Genomic DNA, 20465 nt, shown 5'->3' with positions numbered 1-20465 from the left:
AGGGGTATTCGTCTAGTCAATATTCCCTTTTGGTCTAAATATTAAGGCACCAATAAAGCCGAACACAATAGCAGCACTGATTCCTGAGCTTGTTACTTCGAACATGCCTGTTAATACGCCAACAAGTCCATGTTTTTCTGCCTCTGCCAAAGCACCATGTGTTAATGAATTCCCGAAGGATGTAATGGGCACTGTCGCCCCTGCTCCAGCAAAATTAATTAATGGCTCGTATAAGCCCATACCATCCAAAATCGCACCTACAACCACTAACGTACTTAGTGTATGGCCCGGTGTTAAATTACCAACATCCATTAATAATTGGCCTATGACACAAATAATGCCTCCAACAATAAATGCAAATACAAAAGTCATAACCATGTTTTTTGCCTCATTTCATCGTAATTTCTATCGCATGTGCTGTACATGGAATCGTCTCGCCTTGCTGATAGGATAGCGGAGATAATAACGCCCCCGTTGCTACTAGTAAAACTCGCTTATAGCTCCCTGCACGCATTTGTTGAATAACATAACTAAAAAAAACAGCTGCCGAACAGCCTGCTCCACTTGCACCAGATTGGAATGCTTCATCCTGTCCATAAAATTCAGCACCTGCATCACGTAATAATGAGAGCTCTTCATTTTTTACGCCATTTTCCACAAGCATACCTTTCAATAGCTTTAAGCCAAGCTGTCCCAAATCGCCTGTTAAAATTAAATCGTAATGATAAATTTTTTGATTTCTCTGTTGTAAATGAGATTGAATCGTCTGGAAAGCAGCAGGTGCCATTGCAGCACCCATATGGAAAGGATCATCCATACCATAGTCAACAGACTTGCCAATTGTTGCCGCTTCTATAGAAGGATATTCCTCGCGATGCTTCCCAATTAACGCATAACCAGCAGCAGTTACAGTCCACTGGGCTGTTTGCGGTTTTTGAGCGCCATAATTGATGGGGTAACGAAATTGGCGTTCAATTGCATTATGTTGACTAGAGGCACCTGCTAATGAAAAATTAGCAGCACCTAACTCAGTTAACAGACATGCAATAATGACTGAAGATACGGAAGTGGCACATGCAGAGAATAGTCCAATAAAAGGGATTTCTAAATCCCTAGCGGCAAAATTAGTTGGTGTCATTTGATTGACTAAATCTCCGCCCATTAAATAATTGATATCACCTTTTTGCACGCCCATTTTTTTCATAGCGTATTCACAAGCTTCTTCAATCATTTTGCGATGACCCTGTTCATTTGTTTTCATTTGCCAACGTTCATCATCATAAACGGAGTCAAAATACTGACTAAAAACACTCCGATTTTCTAAAGGACCCGCTACCACTCCACCAGCTAAAAGAGAGGGTTTCGATTGAAATACAATTACCATGAAACCACTCCTATCGTTACGAGGATATATTTAATGAGCGCTACAAAAAATGCTGACACTACGCCAAATAAAACAACTGATCCTGCTAATTTAAATAAATTTCCGCCAACTCCCAAGACTAGCCCTTCAGAACGATGCTCGATAGCTGCCGAAATAACAGCATTCCCAAAGCCTGTTACTGGAACTGCCGATCCAGCCCCAGCAAATTGACCAATTCTTTTATAAAGGCCAAGACCTGTTAATATCATGGCGAAAAATACCATCGTTGCAACAGTTGGATTTCCTGCTGTTGCCTCTGTAAAATTGAAGAAAATAATATAAAAAAGAGACACAGCTTGACCAATTGCACAAATAAAACCGCCAACGAAAAAGGCTTTTGCTACATTCTTTAAATAAGGGGGCTTTGGTGTAACATTTTGCTCTAACTGTTGATATTGCTCTTTTTCCATTTATGTCTCCTCCTTTGCAAGCTCTTTTAGTTCTGTAATTTTATCGCTTAATTTATTATCTTCCATCTGATCCTTTTTTATTTTATTGGCTTCATAAAAAATTTTGTAATCAGCGGAGACAAACACATCTTTGTTTGGATATTTCTCTTCAAATTTCTTTTGCAATTTTTTCTCTAACTTAGTTTTTTTCCACTTTTCCCATGGTTTAATTTGTACTGCAATAAGCATACTATCGTCATATTGGATAACCGTTGAGCGATCAACATAGTCTTCTTCTTTTATAAGGGTTTCGACTTCACTTTCATTTTGTGGAGACCCATAGACGATAAATTTTTCCTTTTCAGCACAACCATTTAACAGCGATAAAACAACTAAGAGAGGTAACGTCATTCCTAGTAGCCTCAAGTTTTACCCTCCTTTTCTTTACAGTTTCTCCACACATAAAAAAACTATTCATTCAAAGAAATACACAAAAGCCCGAGTCCAGTTTTCAAAAGTACATATTGTAGAAGTAGTAACAAGGAAAGGGGGTGACAATATGGGTTGTGGTAAGCCAACAAATCCTATTGGACCAATCCATTCAGCAGGCTGCGTTTGTGACGTAGTTCGCGCTATTTTAGATATTCAAAATCAAGCGGTGCGAGATGAGTGTTCTCCATGTACAGCAAACTGTTTCTTAGAGCCACTAGGCGGGATTGTTAGTCCTGCTCGCTCACAAGCAGATACACGTGTTTTCATGTTAATTACAAAAGATGGTACTCCTTTCAAAGCATTCTTTAACTCTCCAACAGCAGATCCTTGTATTTGTACATCCGTATTCTTCCGCGTAGAAGATATGTTTGATGAATGCTGTGCTACTTTACGTGTTTTAGAGCCTTTATGTACATTTGACTCTAGTGAAAGTACAGTAGACTTACTAAGCAAAGATGGTTGTTGTATCAACATGAAGAAAATCTGTAAAGTAGATGACTGGAGCTCAACAGATAGCTGTATTACTGTGGATTTATCTTGCTTCTGCGCTGTACAATGTATCGCTGATGTTGACTTAGGGATTTGTGACTAATTCTTTCACCTTTGACACACACACATAAAAAAAGTGTACAGCATCCTCTGCTGTACACTTTTTTTATAAAGTTGGCAATTTTCTTCCGCGCCAAAGTATTTGCTGTATATCTTCAAAATGAATGATTTCCTGTATTTTTAATTCTAATGATGTGAGCATTAAAGAATCATTCTGTACATCTGAAGCTGTCCCAGTTAATTTTCTACCATCCTTTAAACAAACTAATAATGGCTGATAGGCTCTCTGACGAAATGGTTTTTCTAAAAACTGGAGCTGTTTCAGTAAATAAGGATCTATTTGTACTTCATCCACTGCCTCTTTTTTTTCTTCAGCTATTTGCTCATCGAACATAGTGTCCTTTACATAGACAGATGTACTTTCATCCAAATCAAGTTCATGTAACACCTTAGAAATATTTAAAAAATATGATGGTGATTTTATAAACAAGCGTGGTTCTTGATCCACTTTACTCACTTCCCTTTTTTCCATACAATATGCGAAAGTAAGCAAATTGGTTCTTAGCCTATTTGGCTTAAGAAAACTGTCGCTAAGCCCAAATAAATTAAAATACTTGTAATATCATTTAATGTAGTAATAAAGGGTCCTGATGCAACAGCAGGGTCAATTTTTAGTCGATGCATTAACAATGGAATAAATGAACCAGCTAATGTTGCCACTAAAATAGAACCACAAAGCGCTGCCCCTACTAACATACCTAGGACAAGTTCATGTTTCCAAAAATAAACGATCCCAATAACAATTAATCCACAAACAATGCCTGACATTAAGCCAGTACCTGCTTCACGTAATAGTAACTTCAATTTACTATGTTCTTCTACATCACCTGTTGCAATCCCTCTAATGGCCACGGCCAATGCCTGTGTTCCACTATTACCTGAAGTTCCTGAGATTAATGGAATAAAGACAGCTAGTAAGGCAACCTTATCTAAAGTATCCTCAAATTGCCCCATTAGGTTAGCTGTTAACATACCTAGAAACAGTAGAACTACTAGCCAAGGCAAACGTTTTTTAGCCGCTTGGAATGGTGTTACATCAAATTTATCCATATCCGAAATACCGGCTAATTTAGAGTAATCCTCAGAAGCCTCTTCATCAATAACATCAATAATATCATCAACCGTGATAATACCAAGTAATTCTCCTTTATCATCAATAACAGGTGTCGCTAAGAAATTATAATCCTTCATAATTTGCGCGACTTCTTCTTGGTCATCGCCTACATGTACCATCACGACACGTTCATTCATAATGGAACGAATAAGTGTATCCTCATCAGCAATGATTAAATCTCGTAACGATATCACACCCGTCAGACGATGTTCTTCATCCACTACAAAAATATAATAAACAGTTTCAGCATCTGGTGCCTCTTTACGCAAAATGGCCATAGCTGAACGAACTGTTGAATTTTCTGGTATAGCGACATATTCAGTGGTCATGATAGAGCCAGCAGTATATTCATCGTAGCTTAGTAGCTCATTAATATCTTCTGCCGCTTCTTCATCCATCATTTCTAAATAGCTTTCGCGCTGTGCTGTATCCAGTTCATTTAAGACATCTGCCGCATCATCCGCGTACATATGAGATAGCATTTCTGCACCGTATGATGGATCCATTTCAGCAAGATATGCTTTATACTCATCATCTTCAATATCGATTGCCTCAAAAATATCAGCCATTTCTGTTGGAGACAAGAACGAATAGATGATTTTCCTTATATCAGGTTCCACCTTTTCATAAAACGTTGCCTGATCATATGGATGAAGTTCTAAAAACTCATCACGGAATGCGTCAATATTATGTGCTTCTAGCATTTCTCGTAGATGTGCCTCATCAAATTGCACATCATCCTTTTCATTTCTTTCCTCTATCATGCTTGTCCCCTCCTTCCGAGCTTTCAATCATTTTACGGGCAATACCTGCCGTAAATCTACCTTCTATATAATAGAGTGTAATGTACCTTTTCTGCAAACTCTTTTTTAAGTTATATTTATGAGCAATTGGGCAGATTTTTATAAAATTCAATATTACGCCTAAAATCATGACGATTCTATTTTACTATACCTTACCTTTGTCACGTTGTTATGAAAAAGGTGTAAATAATCTACTTCTCTAGCAAACCCCAGGATAATTTTCGTTGACACGCAGATAAACGATACGTCCTATTTTCCCCAATGTGTCGACCATACGACCTGTGATGTTAAGAATTTCCCTCGTGAAGAAATACGCAGTTTAACCTAAATCAAAAAATGATAAGGAGATGCTCGATTGCGCGAACACCTCCTTTTATCAAAAATTTATGCTGAAGATTCCTTCAGTAATCTTTGCATGTCTTCATTTAGCATACTTGTAAAGTGTAATGGCACACTTGTTAAAGGATGTTCCATACTTAAAGATACACAATGTAATGCTTGTCGATCAATTTGAAGACGACTACCACCATAAAGGTCATCCCCCACAAGTGGATGTCCAAGATGCGACATGTGCACGCGAATTTGATGTGTACGCCCTGTATGCAGTTGAAGTCGTACATATGTCATTGGTTCAGCACCCAGTGAAAAACGCTTCAGAACCTTTACATCCGTATGTGCATATTGCCCATCTTCTCGTACTTCTCTTTCAATAATACTAGCTTCTTTACGACCAATCGGAGCTATAATCGATTGAAAGTTTTGTTCGATATGTCCATGTACAATGGCTTCATATTGTCTTGAAATCTCTCTCTTACGCTGAGCAAGCCCTGTTAAATGATGAATATGAGCATGCTTAGCTATGCATAGTAAACCTGATGTATCTCGGTCTAGCCTTGTAACAATATGAGCCGTAGAGGCCAATCCTTGTTGCTGAAAATAGCCACAAACTAAATTTGCAATGCTGTTGGTTGGATGCTCTCGTGAGGGTATCGTACTTTGATGAGCTGGTTTGTTGAGCACTAAGATGGCATCGTCTTCATATACAATGGTCAACTCACCATGCTCGATAGCAAGCCCTTCACTTTTTTCTTCAGGAGGAAACGTTACTCTCACACAATCTCCAACTTGCAGGATATGTCTTACATTACGTTCGACATCATTCACAGTCAACATGCCACCATCAAACTTAATAGCTGTTAGAGCTCGCTTAGAAATACGCCACTCTTGAAGAGCCTCTCGTAATAATTGGCCATTTTTCTTCGCCTCAAATTGTAATGTAAATCTTGTATCCACGTTATTCATTTGCAACAAATGATTCATGCACTCGCTCCCAAAATGGGAATGGTCGGAAACGGGCAAAACGTACTCTTTCATTTGCTACATTAAACGCAATGGCTTTGACATCACCTTGCGTAATTTGCAAGTGATCAACAGTCATATTAAAATTTTGTTCATTTACAGGACGCAATACACAATGATGGTGTGCTGGTAAGATTAATGGCGATCCTACTGTCCTGAAAACGCGGTTATTAATTGAGGCAATTTCAGTGACTTGGAGTGCCGCTAGTGTAGGATGTATGATGGCTCCACCTAGAGCTTTATTATAAGCCGTACTACCCGAGGGAGTGGATACACAAAGACCATCACCACGGAAACGCTCAAATTGATTGCCATTTAACTCTACATCCATCACAAGTGTAACATCTGGCGATTTGACGGTTGCTTCGTTTAAAGCCAGATACGTATTTGATTCGGCATTATGATGCTCTACCCTTACTTCCAGCAGTGGATATTCCACAACATTAAAATCCTTCTTAGCAATGGACAAAACTAATTTTTCTAATTCAGATGGTTTCCAATCCGCATAAAATCCTAAATGCCCTGTATGGATACCAACGAAGGCTACCTGATCTAATAAATGGGAGTATCGATGAAAGGCATGCAATAGTGTGCCATCTCCTCCAATCGAAACAACAATTTCTGGCGTCTCTTCATCATAGGTCAAGCCAAAATCCTGTAAATAGGTTTTAGCAAGTTCCATCAGCTCGTTGGATTGTGCATCTCTACGTGATTGAATCGAAAATTTCATTGTGCGTCACGCTCCTTCTCCGTTAGTAAATTAGGATTCGATGCTTCTTTATATTCGCTAAAGTAGGCCTGTGCCTCTTGAATTTCACTACGAATGGATGACATTTCTTCATCCAACCGAAATGCTGCCTCGGCAGCACTTTGCAAGCGATTCTTAATTTCTTCTGGGAACATGCCCTTATATTTATAATTTAAAGAATGCTCTATTGAAGCCCAGAAATTCATGGCTAGTGTACGAATTTGTATTTCCGCTAATACTACTTTTTTTCCTTGAATTGTTTCAACAGGATACTCCACTATCATATGGTAGGAGCGATAACCACTAGGCTTATTATGTGTAATATAATCGCGTTCTTCCACTACACGCATATCTTTTCGCTGACGAATTAGCTCAGTTACCGTTGAAATATCATCAACAAATTGACACATAATCCGAAGGCCAGCAATATCACCAAGTTCATCACCAAGTTGTTTAGAAGGCTCAAAAGCTAGTCCTTTTTCTAACGTTTTGTCATATATACTTGCTAAAGGCTTGACACGTCCTGTGACAAATTCAATTGGCGAATTGGCATTAACAATACCAAATTGCGAACGCATGCCCTTTAATTTTACTTTTAATTCGTCTACTGCTTGTTTATAAGGACTTAAAAAAATTTCCCATTGTCCCATTGTAAAAACCTCCCGACAATCGGTATCGAACACCACCGTCTGTTCGTTTTGTCTTTCTATTCAGCGAGAATAGCCTTGAAGTGTTGTTCCACTGCTTGGACAAATTCTGCCCCATAATTGTAATTTCCTTCAATATTATACACGAGCATTTCTAATTCCTCGTAGAAATTTGTCAGTTCGATCACTTCTTCACCTATTCGTAGCAATGGATTTTTCCCTTTTTGTAAAATATGTACAAGATTCTCCCAACTACTCGGTGGAAAACGCAAGTAATGATAGTCTTCACCTGCATCAAGTAAATAAATGAATGCAAAATCATCTGAATCTGCAATGAGTTGTCCAGCAGGTTTTAACTGTAAATTTACTTCATTGTCGTTTAAACTAAAATGAAGTTGATCTTGTTCAAAATTCGATGTATCTATTGTATAAATTTTACGCACATGCGGTTCCCCTTTTCGTTGTACTCTTCCTCTTATTTTAGCACACAGGGTAAATAGTTGCAGTGTGTAAATATTAATTCGAGCGAAACAACGGATGAAAAATAAAAAATAAATAGGTGACTATAAATGACACAAGAAATTGAAATTGAATTTAAAAATCTATTAACAAAACAACAATACGAGCAATTATTACAAGAGTTCCACATTAGTCAAAATGCTATTCATCGTCAAACAAATCATTATTTTGACACACCTAATCAAGCAATTCGCAACCTACAAAGTGGTCTTCGTATTAGACAAATTGGTGATTATTTCGAATGCACGCTCAAAGAAAAAAACGCCGAGCATGCTCACCTTGAAACGACGGATGAAATAACAGCAAGAGAGGCACAACAAATGTTAGATGGCAATGGATTTTATGCTCAAGAGGTAACTAAAAGATTAGCTCTTTATAACATTCCTTTAGAACAATTGCATGTATTTGGTTCTCTCACTACAGATCGTGTCGAAATCCCCTACAAAGAGGGACTTCTCGTTTTTGATCATTCTTTCTATTTGCAGTGCGACGATTATGAGGTAGAATATGAAGCAAAAGATGCAATAAAAGGAAATATAATTTTCGACGAATTTTTACAACAATATGGTATTGATAAGCAACCAACTGATAAAAAAATTGCCCGTTTTATGAAGGCACTAAAAGCACAAAATTTATAAAAGTAGAAAAAGGAAGGTGTCTGACTCCTTGGATATTCAATCATTCAAATCTTTATTAGAAATTCGGGCATTGCAAACACTTGGATCTAGCGAAAGTTCACCCACAGACAATGAGTCTATTTTTTCTGACATGATTAACGAATTATTAGGAGAAACTTCGACAGCAAGTAATGCTAAATTATCAAGCTTGCTTGCTACAGGAACAGCAAATAATTCAAATTTCGTCAACAAATTGGCTACTTTGGAGCAAAATCCAGTAGAATCATTACTTTACAAAGGCTCTAATGCTGTGTTTATACCTGAATCAGTCAAACAAGCTTTAGCAAACACATATGCTAATAACAAACTTGATTCCTATGTTTCAGACGATGTAATAGGCTCTACAGCATATGCCAATTCACTAGCAGGATCAAATGAGTATACTGCCATTATTGAAAAAGCAGCAGCTACTTATCAGATACCCGCGAAGCTTATTGCGGCGGTTATTAAACAAGAATCTAATTTTAATCCAACTGTAGTAAGCCATGCGGGGGCGCAAGGTTTAATGCAACTCATGCCCAAAACAGCACAATATTTGGGTGTGACTGACGCTTTTGATCCAGAGCAGAATATTATGGCTGGTGCAAAATATTTGCGGCAAATGCTAGATAAGTTTAATAATGACCCTTCACTAGCATTAGCAGCTTATAATGCTGGTGCATCTCGTGTTACGAAATATGGAGGAATCCCTCCTTTCAAAGAAACACAGAATTATGTCAAAAAAGTGATGAATTACTTTACAGTGTAATCGCATCTTTCCCGTTATCTATGTCATTTCCAACAAATTTCACCCATAGTGGTGAAATTTGTGCTTTTGTAGCGAACAGCAATTCGAAAGAGCTCTTTGTTTGTGTTAACGAAAAGACGTTGATAGAATGAAGGTAGTCACAAGAATTTCACAATTTGATGAGGATGAAGTATACAAAATGGTACTTTACGATATAAAGAATTAAAGGAGCATATAACTTATGAGTCGAAAATACACTGTTCCTTATGAGGAGCTGGGAGCTGAAAAACTGTCAGAACTCATTCATGCGTTCTATAAAAGAGTTGCTCAGCATCCTGATCTTATTCCAATCTTTCCAAAGGATTTAACAGAAACAGCCCGTAAACAAATTCAATTTCAAACACAGTATTTAGGGGGACCAAATCTTTTTACTGAGGAGCATGGTCATCCGATGATGCGTGCACGTCACATGAATTTTCCTATTACACCTGACCGCGCTCAAGCTTGGCTAGAGTGTATGTCAGAAGCAATGGATGAGGTAGGTTTGGAAGGGAAGTTCCGTGAAACTTATTATCAACGTTTAGTATTAACAGCTCATCACATGGTTAATACGCCAAATGACGATGAGGGGGAATTGTTACGTGAATAATATTCAAATGTTGCAAGAGCCAACGCCAACGATTTCTACTGCAAACAAGCCAATTGAATTGTATATTTTCGTAGATCCACTCTGCCCTGAAGCTTTCAGTATGCAAGCAACTCTTCGTAAATTACAGCTTGAATACAACCATTACTTCACATGGCGCTTTGTTTTAAGTACAGAACTTACTTCTTTAAATTGCTTAAGTAAACGTGTCAAAGGCTGTATTTCAGGAATCGAACTTGATATTAATCACCCTGTTTTACCTTCTATCGCTATTAAAGCAGCTGAATTGCAGGGGAAACGTGCAGGTGCACGTTATTTATCGAAACTACAAGAATACGTATTATTAAGTCATCAAGATGTAAACTCCTATGCAACGCTTTTAAAAATAGCTGAGGATGTTCAACTCGATATGAATGAGTTTACTGTTGACTTTGGTTCAAAAGAGGCAGCACGTGCTTTCCAATGCGATTTATATATTAAACGCGAAATGGACGTAGATGAAGTACCAAGTATCGTATTTTTCAATGAATGTATTGAAGATGAGGGACTAAAAGTTAGTGGTAGCTATTCCTATGAAGTTTATGAACATATTTTACAAGAAATGCTGAACGAACAGCTTGTCCGTCAGCCTTTACCATCAATAGAGGACTTATTTTCTAAATTCCATACTCTTTCTACAAATGAAATAGCTTTTATCTATTCATTAACAGAGCAAGCAGCAGAGCGTGAATTAAAGAAACGCATGCTGCAACAAAAGATCGAACGAATCCAGACTACTCACGCTACGTTATGGCGTCTTAAATAATAAAATAAACAAAAGGGACTCCAATCATCATGATGGAGTCCCTTTTTCAAGCTAACGCAAAATACAAAGAAGCGCCTCTATCCTCGACCGATAGAGACGCTTCTTTTTCACAAAGGGGATGGGAGAAATGTTCACGTTCAAACAAAGGGGTGTATGTTTGTTTTGTGATTTATTTCACAAGAATTACTCTATCATGGAATAATATATTTAGCAATGAAACCAATACTAGATTCACAAATTTGTCAAATAGAAAGCGATTACAAACAGTATTTTTCCAAGATGCACACTTTTAAACTATTTAGAAATCAAAAAAAAACATTATTCTTTCCTTCTAATTTATGCGGTTAATAAAAAGAATTGGGCTATAGGAATGTTCCTATAGCCCAATCAATTAGTTATTTAACAATAATTTTTCTAATTCATTTAAACGTTCTTCAAATACTTTACATGCATCTTCAATTGGCTTAGCTACGTTCATATCAACGCCTGCTGCCTTTAAAACCTCAATAGGGAAATCAGAGCATCCCGCTTTTAAGAAGTTATTAATATAACGTTCTACAGCTGGTGCACCCTCCTCTAAAATTTGTTTACTCAATGCTGTAGCGGCTGATTTACCAGTCGCATACTGATAAACATAGTAATTATAGTAGAAGTGTGGAATACGAGCCCATTCTAAGCCTATTTCCTCATCTACCACCATATCATCACCGAAGTACTTTTTGTTTAATTCATAGTAAACTTCTGTTAAACGATCTGCTGTCAAGGATTCACCGTTCTTATCCATCTGATGAATAAGGTGTTCGAACTCTGCAAACATTGTTTGTCTGAATACCGTACTTCTGAAGCCATCTAGCCAATGGTTTAATAAGTATATTTTTTGTTGTGGATCATCAATTGTTTTCAGTAAATAGTCATTTAATAGCTCTTCATTGCAAGTAGAAGCGACCTCTGCCACAAAAATAGAGTAGTCTCCATAAACAAATGGCTGGTTGTTGCGTGAATAATAACTATGAACACTATGGCCAAATTCATGTGCTAATGTAAATAGATTGTTCACATTATCCTGCCAATTCATTAAAATATACGGATTCGTACCATAGGCGCCTGAAGAATAGGCTCCACTACGCTTTCCTTTATTCTCTAAAACATCGACCCAGCGATTATCCAGTCCATTTTGAACGATGCTTTGATATTCCTCCCCTAATGGAGCTAAAGCCTTTACTAAAATATCTTTCGCTTCATCATAAGAGACCTTCATTTCCACCTCTTTAACTAGTGGCGCAAATAAATCCCACATATGCAATTCGTCTACACCCAATAATTTCTTACGCAACGAAATATAACGTTGCATAGCTGGTAAATGCTTATGAATTGTTTCCACCAGCTGATCATAGACATTTTCAGGAATGAAGTTATTAGACATGGCAGCGTGGCGTGCAGATTCATAATGACGAATTCGAGCACTTACATTATGCTTCTTTACATTACCAGTTAGCGTAGCTGAGAACGTATTTTTAAACTTGCCATATGTTTCGTACATAGCCTTAAATGCGCCTTCACGTACAGAGCGATCCTTGCTCTCTAAAAACTTGATATAATTACCATGCGTAAGTTGTACTTCTTCTCCCTCTTCATTTTTCACATGAGGGAATACCATATCGGCATTGTTTAACATGCTGAATGTATTCGAAGCTGTACCTGTCACCTCAGACATTTGCGCTAGCAATGCCTCCTGTTCGGCTGGTAATACATGTGGACGTGCCATTGTAATTTCTTTTAAAGATTGCTTATATAGTTGTAGGTCTTGATTTTCTGTTAAGTAGCGTTCAATCGTTTCTTCACTTAATGACAGAATTTCTGGCGTTAAATAGGAAAGGCCAGCTGAGATACTCGTTGCCAATGTTTGAATACGGCTGTTCATATCTTGATAAAAGCTATTTGTCGTATCTTGATCATAGCGCATATGAGCATATGTGTAGAGCTTCATTGCACGTTCATATATATGATCATGATACTGTAAAGCTGCTAATAATGCCTCTGCCCCATTATTTAAAGTACCTGCATAGCTAGGTGCTTGTTTAGCAAGCTCTGCAACCTCCTTCAATTCCTCTTCCCAAGCTGCATCTGTTGCAAAGATGTCTTCTAAGCGCCATGTTAATTCTTCTGGTACTTCTTTTCGAACCAAAACCTGATTACTGTTACTAGCCATATATGCCAGCCCCCTTTATATGTGCTTTTTTCCTTTTACTCTCATATTTTCTCAGTATATTGTGGCAATTGCAAATAAATGTACATAGACTTGCTCACAATTATCTAGTAAACCATCCTCATGATGCATACCCTTAAGAAGATACCCATAATTTTGAATAGCCCTGAGTGCTTGTTCGGTTACTTCGAGCTGATGCTTACATAAAAAGTTTTCCATCTGCCCCTTTGTTAATTCAAATGGAAGACGTCCTAATTGTTTACTAAAATAAAACAGCATTATTTGCCACTCGCTCGTAAACAAAGGGATAGCTGCTCCTTCTTTCACTGGAATACCAATGTATGGTGGCAGAGCAGTAAGAGAAAGATTTAATTCATAGCAATTACGTAAAAATGGATCTTGTGCCCCCTTCTTGCTATGTAAAAGACGACTATGCGCAAATTGCCTACAAGTCTGTTTATAGAGCTGCCAATAGCGTTGAAATTCTTCTGGGGTAATACGTTGAGGTCTATAAAAAGGGAAATGTTGTAGATCGACCGAAATTTTCTGTACTTTACCTATGAAAGTATGCCCATGAACATGAAGAAGATTCGTCCAATAAACAAACTGGGCTGTCACCGGGTTGTACGTCAATAAATAGGGTAAATCCGTTGTCGTTATAAACGCTTTTTGCAAGAGTGGAGAGATTCTAATTTTTCTGATGCCGTTGACAGCTTCTTTGCCTTGCGGAGTTTGAAAAAGCCAAATTGCTTGTATATCGTTTCTTTCATAGCCCATTGTTCGTTGGTGCCATTTTTCATGAGAGATAGTACTACATTGAAATTCAACTGCAAACTGCTCCTTATCGAGTGTAACAAGCAAATCTGGGCGCTGAGAAAGCTCCTTTAAATATGGTTCTAGTTTCACCTGATGTCCATGCTTTTGGAGCCACTCATATAATTGCACTTTACCTTGTAAATGTATTTTAGATTCACCTTCTGCGAACAGCTGTGAACATTGATTTTTTGTGAAGTGAGCAAAGTGGGGAATATTATAGTTACCTATTTTCAATTGAACTTTTTCTAAACATTGAGGGCAATAAAATTTCATTTGCCGCCTATATCGCTGTAAAGCTTTCCTCGTATATTGATATGGGAGAAATAGTTGCTGTTGATTGTTATAGGCAATCAGCATAGTATCAGCTCCTTTTTAGCCAACTATAATAGAATGGATTTTCACTAACAAAAATAAAGCACCTTTTTCTTGAAATTTTAAAAATGCGCTCTTATTCAAGCTCTTTGATGCTGAAAACATAAAAAAGGACTGTAGCGAAACTCGATTCATTTACGAGTTTCACTACAGTCTAAAATAATTAGTGTTTCATTGCCTATGCAAAGTATTTTCGAACTGTTTCAAAGCAATTGAATTCCATAATCTTTTCACCGTACTCCTCTAGACGATGAATTGTAAAATTGGATGGTGTTAAAAATTCCTTGATAACTGCATTTCTATCATGACGATTTAAATCCTCATCTGCGTTTCCGAAATCAACAACTAGATAGTACCAATTTTCATATTTGAATAATGAGGAATCCACTAATTCGTCTGTCATTCGTTTTGCGACAGGGATTAACTCATCAATATCTTTAAATTTATAAACATAAATGTCTGTATCCATAAATAATTCTGACTCATCCATGTCACCAAATTGAGTTAGTTGGCTAAGAAGATCCTCTCCAACTTCATCGAATGGTGCAAACATATCTTTGTGTTCATCAAAATTCGAATGACCATCTAATGTTTCACCGTCTTTTAAAATATGTGCACGTGTGACAATGATTTCTAAGCCTACTTCAGATGCATTGATATGAATCCAAATCGGACCCTCTACATCAAAATAATCCTCCGTGTTTACTTCATCAATCATATCCCAAAAAAGTTGTTCACCCTTTGCTCGATTGTACCAAATTTCTTCACGACTATAGCCGCGATCCTCTATATCATTGTACGTAATAAAGAGCTTGAGTGTATTTTCATTTACACGTTCGATGTCCACTAGACCTCATCTCCCTTCACTGTCATATGTCGAAAAACAGTTTGTTTCATTAGTATGCTTTTATTCTTTGTTTTTAACCTTCATACTGCATTTGTTTTTCAACCTTTGACCACACTACAGTAAAACCATCGAGTAACTGTCAACATGAATTTTTGTGTTCACAGTTGTCTCTAACTCTATTGTATGCTGTTCTGTCATAAAATGAAAAGGATATACACCGTTTCACAGAAGATATTTGAATTATTGAAATTGTAGTAAACTATTTAACTTAAATCAAGTTTAACATACTTTTACGGAAATATATGACTTTTCCCTATTAATTATTATACTTCATATAGAAGGTTTTACAGAAGTAAAACATAAAAAAAAGATGTCACAACATGTATTCCACATCTGTAACATCTATTACATATATTATTCAGAATAGAAAGGTTTAATTCACCATTCGTTGCGCTTCTTGTAATTGATATGCTCGAACTTTTCGAGGTAAGAAACGACGAATTTCATCTTCATTGTAGCCAACCTGCAGACGTTTTTCATCTAAAATGATTGGTCTACGTAGTAAGCCAGGATATTCCTGAATTAACTCATATAAACGTTGTAATGGTAAGCTTTCAACGTCCACATTTAATTTTTGGAATATTTTGGAACGAGTGGAAATAATTTCATCAGTTCCGTCTTCTGTCATACGTAAAATTTTTTTTATTTCACTTATGCTAAGCGGTTCAGAAAATATATTACGTTCTGTATATGGAATTTCGTGCTCCTCTAACCAAGCTTTCGCTTTACGACAAGAGGTACAACTTGGTGATGTAAATAGGGTTACGATCATTCTGACACATCCTTTCATTTCAAAATTATTATCTATAAACCAGAACCAATGTGTTAAATTAGAATTAATGTAATGTAAAATACACAGTACCATTATACAGTACTCCGCTGTATTTGAATATAGTTCCAATAAAAAAAATCTGAAACTATCCATAAATATTCTGTCTATTTATACAGCTTTCAAATATGGTGTATTTTCTTCAAACTTATGTGCTACTACTACCATTCCCATTTTTAAAGCATTTTAAACATCTAAACAGATAGCTCAGTTGTTCTCATTTAAGAAAAATAATCGAGAAAATTGTCAATCCCACGTGTACATCTAAACAATTTTTTAATAAAAAATTATAAATTTATAACAAAATTACATAACAAAAAAAGCATATAATTTTTTCTAGAAAAAAAACACCGTCAAAAGTCTGACTTTACACAAAGGAATCTTTATAATATAATTCTTTGCAATCAAATCAATTTGAACAATTTAAATTGAGAAAAACGCTGACGAAGAGTAGTACATATGCTAATTCACGTATAGAGAGTCTGTGGTTGCTGTAAACAGATCGTGGATGCATGTGGAATGGACTTCCGAGTTAGCTTTGTGAACGCTACTTGAAGCTATTAGCAAAGCTCGTCCCTTCACGTTACGAAGCTGAGTGGCCTTTTTAGGCAAGCTGGGTGGTACCGCGGATTCAAACATCATTCGTCCCTTCATTAGAAAAAATCTAATGAGGACGCATGATGTTTTTTTGTCTTCATCACCAAGTGGAAAGGTGAAAACAACGCTGTGACACAAGTTACAGCAATTGAATTCGAGGAGGAATTTTTAATGACAACTATTTTTTCTGGCGTACAGCCTACAGGTATCGTAACATTAGGGAACTATTTAGGAGCATTCAAGCAGTTCCCGGCACTACAAGATGAAGGAAACGCTATTTATTGTATCGTTGATCAACATGCCATCACTGTTGCACAAGATCCGAAAGAATTACGAGAAAGTATTCGTAAGCTTGCTGCTACCTATATTGCTACTGGCATTGACCCTAAAAAATCGACATTATTTATCCAATCAGAGGTGCCAGCGCATGCTCAGGCAGGATGGATGTTACAATGTGTTGCGTCTATCGGTGAGCTAGAACGTATGACACAATTCAAAGATAAATCACATGGTAAGGAAAGCGTATCTGCTGCTCTGTTAACATATCCACCGCTAATGGCTGCAGACATTCTACTTTATAACACAAATATTGTCCCTGTCGGCGATGATCAAAAGCAGCATATTGAGCTAACTCGTGACCTTGCAGAACGCTTTAACAAACGCTTTGGCGATGTTTTAACAATTCCAGAAATTCAATTACCTAAAGCAGGCGCACGCATTAAATCCTTACAAGAGCCAACAAAGAAAATGAGTAAATCAGATCCAAATACGAAAGCAACAATCCGTTTATTAGATACTGCGAAAGATATTGAGAAAAAAATTAAATCAGCTGTAACTGACTCTGATGGCATCGTTGCATTTGATGTGGAAAATAAACCAGGTGTTTCAAATTTATTGACAATCGAATCAGCTATTTCAGGGGTAGCCATTGAAGATTTAGTCAAAAAATATGAGGGAATTGGTTATGGTGGATTCAAGCAGGGTGTAGCAACAGCAGTAATTGAACACCTAACACCTATTCAAGAGAAATTCTATCATCTAGTAGAATCATCAGAATTAGATGTCATTCTAGATGAAGGTGCTGAAAAGGCGAATGCGATTGCTAGTGCTACATTAAAACGTATGGAAGATGCTATGGGTCTTGGTCGCGCACGTCGCTAAACTTACGGCTTGTCTGAGGATCGATCAAAGCCCAAATCAAGCACAACTGCGCAGATGATGATACAGGCTCCTACCGCCATATAAAATTCTGTTGTTTGAAAAATAAATTTGAAAACAACCTTCCATGAATAACCTAGTGTGCGGTAATTTAAATACAATATGAGATTCCCTACAGAGAGGATCATTAAGCCATAACTTACTAAAAATAAAAAGAGACGAAACATAGTAATGGCATCCTTTCTATTTCTTCTTACTTATCATTTATTCACAAAACTATAAAAAAAGACGTCAGCCATTTAAATTTGGCTGACGTTTTTTTATGTTTATCTATTATGCTTCATATTTTTTGAATAGAAGACTTGCATTATGACCACCAAAACCAAGAGAATTACTCATTGCATATTGAATATTTGCTTCTCTTGCTTCGTTTGGAACATAGTCTAAATCACATTCAGGATCAGGATCTTTTAAATTGATTGTAGGTGGTAAAATCCCTTCTTTAAGGGCTAATGCTGTGAAAATAGCTTCCACACCACCCGCTGCTCCTAATAAGTGACCCGTCATAGATTTAGTTGAGCTCATCGCAAGGTTATACGCATGATCACCAAAAGCAGTTTTCACAGCTTGTGTTTCGAATAAATCGTTATATGGCGTACTTGTACCATGGGCATTGATATAGTCAACTTGTGAAGGCTCTACGCCACCATCTGTTAACGCTTGCGTCATCGCACGTGCTGCACCTTCACCCTCTGGAGCTGGAGCCGTAATGTGATGCGCATCCCCAGTTGCACCATAACCTAAAACTTCAGCATAGATTTTGGCACCACGAGCTTTTGCATGTTCATATTCTTCTAATATGACAATACCCGCTCCTTCTCCGATAATAAAGCCATCTCGGTTTTTATCGAATGGGCGACATGCTGCTTGTGGATCTTGATTTAATGATAGTGCTGTATTGGCACAAAAACCTGCAACCGCCATTGTTACGATTGGTGATTCAGCACCACCAGAAATCATAACATCAGCGTCTCCACGCTCAATTACTTTAAAGGCATCACCAATAGAGTTTGTGCCTGAAGCACATGCCGTTACAGAACAAGAATTAATCCCCTTTGCACCAAAGTGTATAGAGACTTGGCCCGATGCCATATCAGGAATCATCATTGGGATAAAGAAAGGACTAACACGTCTTGCGCCACGCTCTTGGAATGTTAAAAATTGTTGTTCATATGTTTCCATTCCACCGATACCAGAACCAATCCATACACCTGCACGTGGAGCTAGCTCTTCATCAATTGTTAGCTGTGCATCTTCCATTGCCATAATAGAAGCCGCTAATGCGTATTGTGTGAAACGATCCATTTTACGTGCTTCTTTACGATCAATGTATTTTTCAATATCAAAGTCCTTTACTTCTGCGGCGATTTTTGCGACAAAAAGATCTTTATTTAAACGTGTCAGCTCACCAATGCCAGATTTACCAGCTTTAATGTTTGCCCATGTTTCTTCGATGCTATTTCCTAGTGGTGTAACTGCGCCAATTCCTGTAATTACTACTCGTCTTTTACTCATTGTCTTACTCCCCTCAAGCATTTTTCCTACTTATTTTCCCCATCTCATGGCTACGGCACCCCATGTTAAGCCGCCACCAAAACCTACAAGGACTAATAAATCATCCTCTTTAATCTTACCTGCTTCGAGCTCATCTACCAAGGAAATACCAATAGATGCTGCTGAAGTATTTCCATATTTATGAATCGTTTTTGACATTTTTTCTGGTGGTAGCTCTAACCGCTCACGTGCAGATTCCATAATACGTATATTTGCCTGATGTGGCACTAGGAAATCAACGTCTTCTTTTGTTAAACCCGCTTTCTCTAATACATTAACAGCCGATTCACCCATTTGTCGAACAGCAAATTTAAACACTTCACGACCATTCATCGCAATTGTATCTTGCTTCGTTAAATAAAGATTCTTTCCGCCTGTACCATCTGCACCAAGTTCGAAGGATAGAATACCTCTACCTTCAGAGACTTGCCCAATGATAGCTGCACTGGCACCATCGCCAAATAATACAGCTGTATTGCGATCTTCCCAATCAACGACTTTCGACAGCTTTTCAACACCTACTACTAAGACATATTTATAAGCATTTGCCTCAACAAAGTGCTTTGCTGTCACTAAACTATATATAAATCCTGCACATGCTGCTGCTTGATCCATTGCTGCAGCATTAACTGCTCCGATTTGTTCCTGAATCATACAAGCTACACTTGGAAAAGTTTGATCCTGCGTGACAGTTGCTACAAGAATTAAACCAATTTCCTCAGGCGTAATCCCCGCATTTGCAATAGCTTCTTTTGCAGCAGCTACTGCCAAATCTGAAGTTTCCTGATCATCTGCCGCAAAATGACGTTCTTCAATGCCTGTTCGAGTACGAATCCATTCATCAGAAGTATCCATGATTTTTTCCAAATCAAAATTTGTAACGACCTTCTCAGGAACATATTTGCCTATTCCTATAATACCAGCGTTCATATAGCAACCCCTCAGCTTTCTTACTATCAATTATTAGTAACTGGTCATAATTATAACGCATATAAAAGGAATGACGCA

At 37.4% G+C, this 20465-nt stretch carries 23 protein-coding genes and 1 other annotated feature; of the genes, 6 read left to right on the top strand and 17 right to left on the bottom strand.

What is annotated here, in order from left to right:
- Window positions 1–12: 12 nt before the first annotated feature.
- Genes spoVAE through QH639_RS07805 form a run of 4 tightly spaced genes read right to left on the bottom strand, consistent with a single transcriptional unit; the run spans window position 13 to window position 2238 of the window.
- The gene (gene spoVAE / locus QH639_RS07820) at window positions 13–372 is read right to left on the bottom strand and encodes a stage V sporulation protein AE (RefSeq protein WP_369700615.1); all 360 of its coding nucleotides are present in this window, start codon (window positions 370–372) and stop codon (window positions 13–15) included.
- 16 nt (window positions 373–388) lie between these two features.
- On the bottom strand, window positions 389–1384 hold the full coding sequence (locus tag QH639_RS07815) for a stage V sporulation protein AD (RefSeq protein WP_131522064.1): 996 nt from the start codon (window positions 1382–1384) through the stop codon (window positions 389–391).
- Complete coding sequence (gene spoVAC / locus QH639_RS07810; protein ID WP_004230957.1) at window positions 1378–1833, bottom strand: stage V sporulation protein AC; 456 nt, start codon at window positions 1831–1833, stop codon at window positions 1378–1380. Before spoVAC ends, QH639_RS07815 begins: the two co-directional genes overlap by 7 nt.
- Complete coding sequence (locus tag QH639_RS07805) at window positions 1834–2238, bottom strand: YhcN/YlaJ family sporulation lipoprotein (RefSeq protein WP_227744986.1); 405 nt, start codon at window positions 2236–2238, stop codon at window positions 1834–1836.
- Between the two features lie 133 nt (window positions 2239–2371).
- On the opposite strand from QH639_RS07805, the gene QH639_RS07800 reads away from it, so the two are divergent.
- The gene (locus QH639_RS07800; protein WP_004230953.1) at window positions 2372–2896 is read left to right on the top strand and encodes a CotY/CotZ family spore coat protein; all 525 of its coding nucleotides are present in this window, start codon (window positions 2372–2374) and stop codon (window positions 2894–2896) included.
- A gap of 63 nt (window positions 2897–2959) precedes the next feature.
- Here the strand turns inward: QH639_RS07800 and QH639_RS07795 are convergent, their stop codons facing one another.
- The 6 genes from QH639_RS07795 to QH639_RS07770 all read right to left on the bottom strand — a co-directional run bounded on the left by QH639_RS07795 (window position 2960) and on the right by QH639_RS07770 (window position 8027).
- On the bottom strand, window positions 2960–3361 hold the full coding sequence (locus QH639_RS07795) for a hypothetical protein (RefSeq protein WP_281115933.1): 402 nt from the start codon (window positions 3359–3361) through the stop codon (window positions 2960–2962).
- Window positions 3362–3414: 53 nt separating this feature from the next.
- Entirely contained in the window at window positions 3415–4791 is a 1377-nt protein-coding gene (gene mgtE / locus QH639_RS07790) for a magnesium transporter (RefSeq protein ID WP_048392024.1), read from the bottom strand.
- A 423-nt stretch (window positions 4792–5214) separates the two neighbouring features.
- Window positions 5215–6150: an RluA family pseudouridine synthase gene (locus tag QH639_RS07785; protein WP_281115932.1), complete on the bottom strand. Its 936-nt coding sequence runs from the start codon at window positions 6148–6150 to the stop codon at window positions 5215–5217.
- Window positions 6125–6919 (bottom strand): NAD kinase, encoded by a 795-nt coding sequence (locus QH639_RS07780; RefSeq protein ID WP_004227435.1) that lies wholly within the window; start codon window positions 6917–6919, stop codon window positions 6125–6127. Before QH639_RS07780 ends, QH639_RS07785 begins: the two co-directional genes overlap by 26 nt.
- A complete protein-coding gene (gene yjbM / locus QH639_RS07775; protein ID WP_004227437.1) occupies window positions 6916–7587 on the bottom strand; it encodes a GTP diphosphokinase in 672 nt (223 codons plus the stop codon). The genes QH639_RS07780 and yjbM overlap by 4 nt, the downstream gene beginning before the upstream one ends.
- A gap of 56 nt (window positions 7588–7643) precedes the next feature.
- Window positions 7644–8027: a UPF0738 family protein gene (locus QH639_RS07770; RefSeq protein WP_004227440.1), complete on the bottom strand. Its 384-nt coding sequence runs from the start codon at window positions 8025–8027 to the stop codon at window positions 7644–7646.
- A 126-nt stretch (window positions 8028–8153) separates the two neighbouring features.
- Here QH639_RS07770 and QH639_RS07765 point away from each other — a divergent pair, with 126 nt between their 5' ends.
- From QH639_RS07765 to QH639_RS07750, 4 genes are all read left to right on the top strand, one after another.
- A complete protein-coding gene (locus tag QH639_RS07765; protein WP_131522067.1) occupies window positions 8154–8741 on the top strand; it encodes a CYTH domain-containing protein in 588 nt (195 codons plus the stop codon).
- 28 nt (window positions 8742–8769) lie between these two features.
- Window positions 8770–9528, top strand: coding sequence for a lytic transglycosylase domain-containing protein (locus QH639_RS07760; RefSeq protein ID WP_131522068.1), 759 nt, complete (start codon window positions 8770–8772; stop codon window positions 9526–9528).
- A 220-nt stretch (window positions 9529–9748) separates the two neighbouring features.
- Window positions 9749–10156: a globin domain-containing protein gene (locus tag QH639_RS07755; protein ID WP_004227447.1), complete on the top strand. Its 408-nt coding sequence runs from the start codon at window positions 9749–9751 to the stop codon at window positions 10154–10156.
- A complete protein-coding gene (locus QH639_RS07750; protein ID WP_281115931.1) occupies window positions 10149–10958 on the top strand; it encodes a DsbA family protein in 810 nt (269 codons plus the stop codon). Before QH639_RS07755 ends, QH639_RS07750 begins: the two co-directional genes overlap by 8 nt.
- 391 nt (window positions 10959–11349) lie before the next feature.
- Here QH639_RS07750 and pepF read toward each other — a convergent pair whose 3' ends face one another.
- From pepF to spxA, 4 genes are all read right to left on the bottom strand, one after another.
- Window positions 11350–13167, bottom strand: coding sequence for an oligoendopeptidase F (gene pepF, locus QH639_RS07745; protein ID WP_112117412.1), 1818 nt, complete (start codon window positions 13165–13167; stop codon window positions 11350–11352).
- Window positions 13168–13218: 51 nt separating this feature from the next.
- Window positions 13219–14337 carry a competence protein CoiA gene (locus QH639_RS07740; RefSeq protein ID WP_281115930.1) on the bottom strand — a complete coding sequence of 373 codons (1119 nt, stop codon included), beginning with the start codon at window positions 14335–14337 and terminating at the stop codon, window positions 13219–13221.
- A 193-nt stretch (window positions 14338–14530) separates the two neighbouring features.
- Complete coding sequence (mecA, locus tag QH639_RS07735; protein ID WP_004227456.1) at window positions 14531–15199, bottom strand: adaptor protein MecA; 669 nt, start codon at window positions 15197–15199, stop codon at window positions 14531–14533.
- A 433-nt stretch (window positions 15200–15632) separates the two neighbouring features.
- A complete protein-coding gene (gene spxA, locus QH639_RS07730; protein WP_025116803.1) occupies window positions 15633–16028 on the bottom strand; it encodes a transcriptional regulator SpxA in 396 nt (131 codons plus the stop codon).
- Window positions 16029–16519: 491 nt separating this feature from the next.
- Window positions 16520–16741 (top strand) — a binding site (T-box leader).
- 115 nt (window positions 16742–16856) lie between these two features.
- On the opposite strand from spxA, the gene trpS reads away from it, so the two are divergent.
- Window positions 16857–17846: a tryptophan--tRNA ligase gene (gene trpS / locus QH639_RS07725; protein WP_016994331.1), complete on the top strand. Its 990-nt coding sequence runs from the start codon at window positions 16857–16859 to the stop codon at window positions 17844–17846.
- A 2-nt stretch (window positions 17847–17848) separates the two neighbouring features.
- Here the strand turns inward: trpS and QH639_RS07720 are convergent, their stop codons facing one another.
- From QH639_RS07720 to QH639_RS07710, 3 genes are all read right to left on the bottom strand, one after another.
- On the bottom strand, window positions 17849–18070 hold the full coding sequence (locus QH639_RS07720) for a YuzI family membrane protein (RefSeq protein ID WP_016994330.1): 222 nt from the start codon (window positions 18068–18070) through the stop codon (window positions 17849–17851).
- Between the two features lie 106 nt (window positions 18071–18176).
- Entirely contained in the window at window positions 18177–19418 is a 1242-nt protein-coding gene (fabF, locus tag QH639_RS07715; protein ID WP_281115929.1) for a beta-ketoacyl-ACP synthase II, read from the bottom strand.
- Between the two features lie 30 nt (window positions 19419–19448).
- Window positions 19449–20387, bottom strand: a complete 939-nt coding sequence (locus tag QH639_RS07710; RefSeq protein ID WP_048392032.1) for a beta-ketoacyl-ACP synthase III — start codon at window positions 20385–20387, stop codon at window positions 19449–19451.
- Window positions 20388–20465: the final 78 nt, after the last annotated feature.

It is taken from the genome of Lysinibacillus sp. 1 U-2021, assembly GCF_029916965.1.
GTDB classification, from domain to species: Bacteria; Bacillota; Bacilli; order Bacillales_A; family Planococcaceae; genus Lysinibacillus; species Lysinibacillus capsici.
This window is presented reverse-complemented; position numbering and strand designations above follow the sequence as displayed.

Bases quoted from the DNA above. Each gene is read 5' to 3' on its own strand.
- spoVAE (WP_369700615.1), bottom strand. From the start codon at position 372: ATGACTTTTGTATTTGCATTTATTGTTGGAGGCATTATTTGTGTCATA.
- QH639_RS07815 (WP_131522064.1), bottom strand. From the start codon at position 1,384: ATGGTAATTGTATTTCAATCGAAACCCTCTCTTTTAGCTGGTGGAGTG.
- spoVAC (WP_004230957.1), bottom strand. From the start codon at position 1,833: ATGGAAAAAGAGCAATATCAACAGTTAGAGCAAAATGTTACACCAAAG.
- QH639_RS07800 (WP_004230953.1), top strand. From the start codon at position 2,372: ATGGGTTGTGGTAAGCCAACAAATCCTATTGGACCAATCCATTCAGCA.
- mgtE (WP_048392024.1), bottom strand. From the start codon at position 4,791: ATGATAGAGGAAAGAAATGAAAAGGATGATGTGCAATTTGATGAGGCA.
- QH639_RS07785 (WP_281115932.1), bottom strand. From the start codon at position 6,150: ATGAATCATTTGTTGCAAATGAATAACGTGGATACAAGATTTACATTA.
- QH639_RS07780 (WP_004227435.1), bottom strand. From the start codon at position 6,919: ATGAAATTTTCGATTCAATCACGTAGAGATGCACAATCCAACGAGCTG.
- yjbM (WP_004227437.1), bottom strand. From the start codon at position 7,587: ATGGGACAATGGGAAATTTTTTTAAGTCCTTATAAACAAGCAGTAGAC.
- QH639_RS07765 (WP_131522067.1), top strand. From the start codon at position 8,154: ATGACACAAGAAATTGAAATTGAATTTAAAAATCTATTAACAAAACAA.
- QH639_RS07755 (WP_004227447.1), top strand. From the start codon at position 9,749: ATGAGTCGAAAATACACTGTTCCTTATGAGGAGCTGGGAGCTGAAAAA.
- pepF (WP_112117412.1), bottom strand. From the start codon at position 13,167: ATGGCTAGTAACAGTAATCAGGTTTTGGTTCGAAAAGAAGTACCAGAA.
- QH639_RS07740 (WP_281115930.1), bottom strand. From the start codon at position 14,337: ATGCTGATTGCCTATAACAATCAACAGCAACTATTTCTCCCATATCAA.
- trpS (WP_016994331.1), top strand. From the start codon at position 16,857: ATGACAACTATTTTTTCTGGCGTACAGCCTACAGGTATCGTAACATTA.
- QH639_RS07720 (WP_016994330.1), bottom strand. From the start codon at position 18,070: ATGTTTCGTCTCTTTTTATTTTTAGTAAGTTATGGCTTAATGATCCTC.
- fabF (WP_281115929.1), bottom strand. From the start codon at position 19,418: ATGAGTAAAAGACGAGTAGTAATTACAGGAATTGGCGCAGTTACACCA.
- QH639_RS07710 (WP_048392032.1), bottom strand. From the start codon at position 20,387: ATGAACGCTGGTATTATAGGAATAGGCAAATATGTTCCTGAGAAGGTC.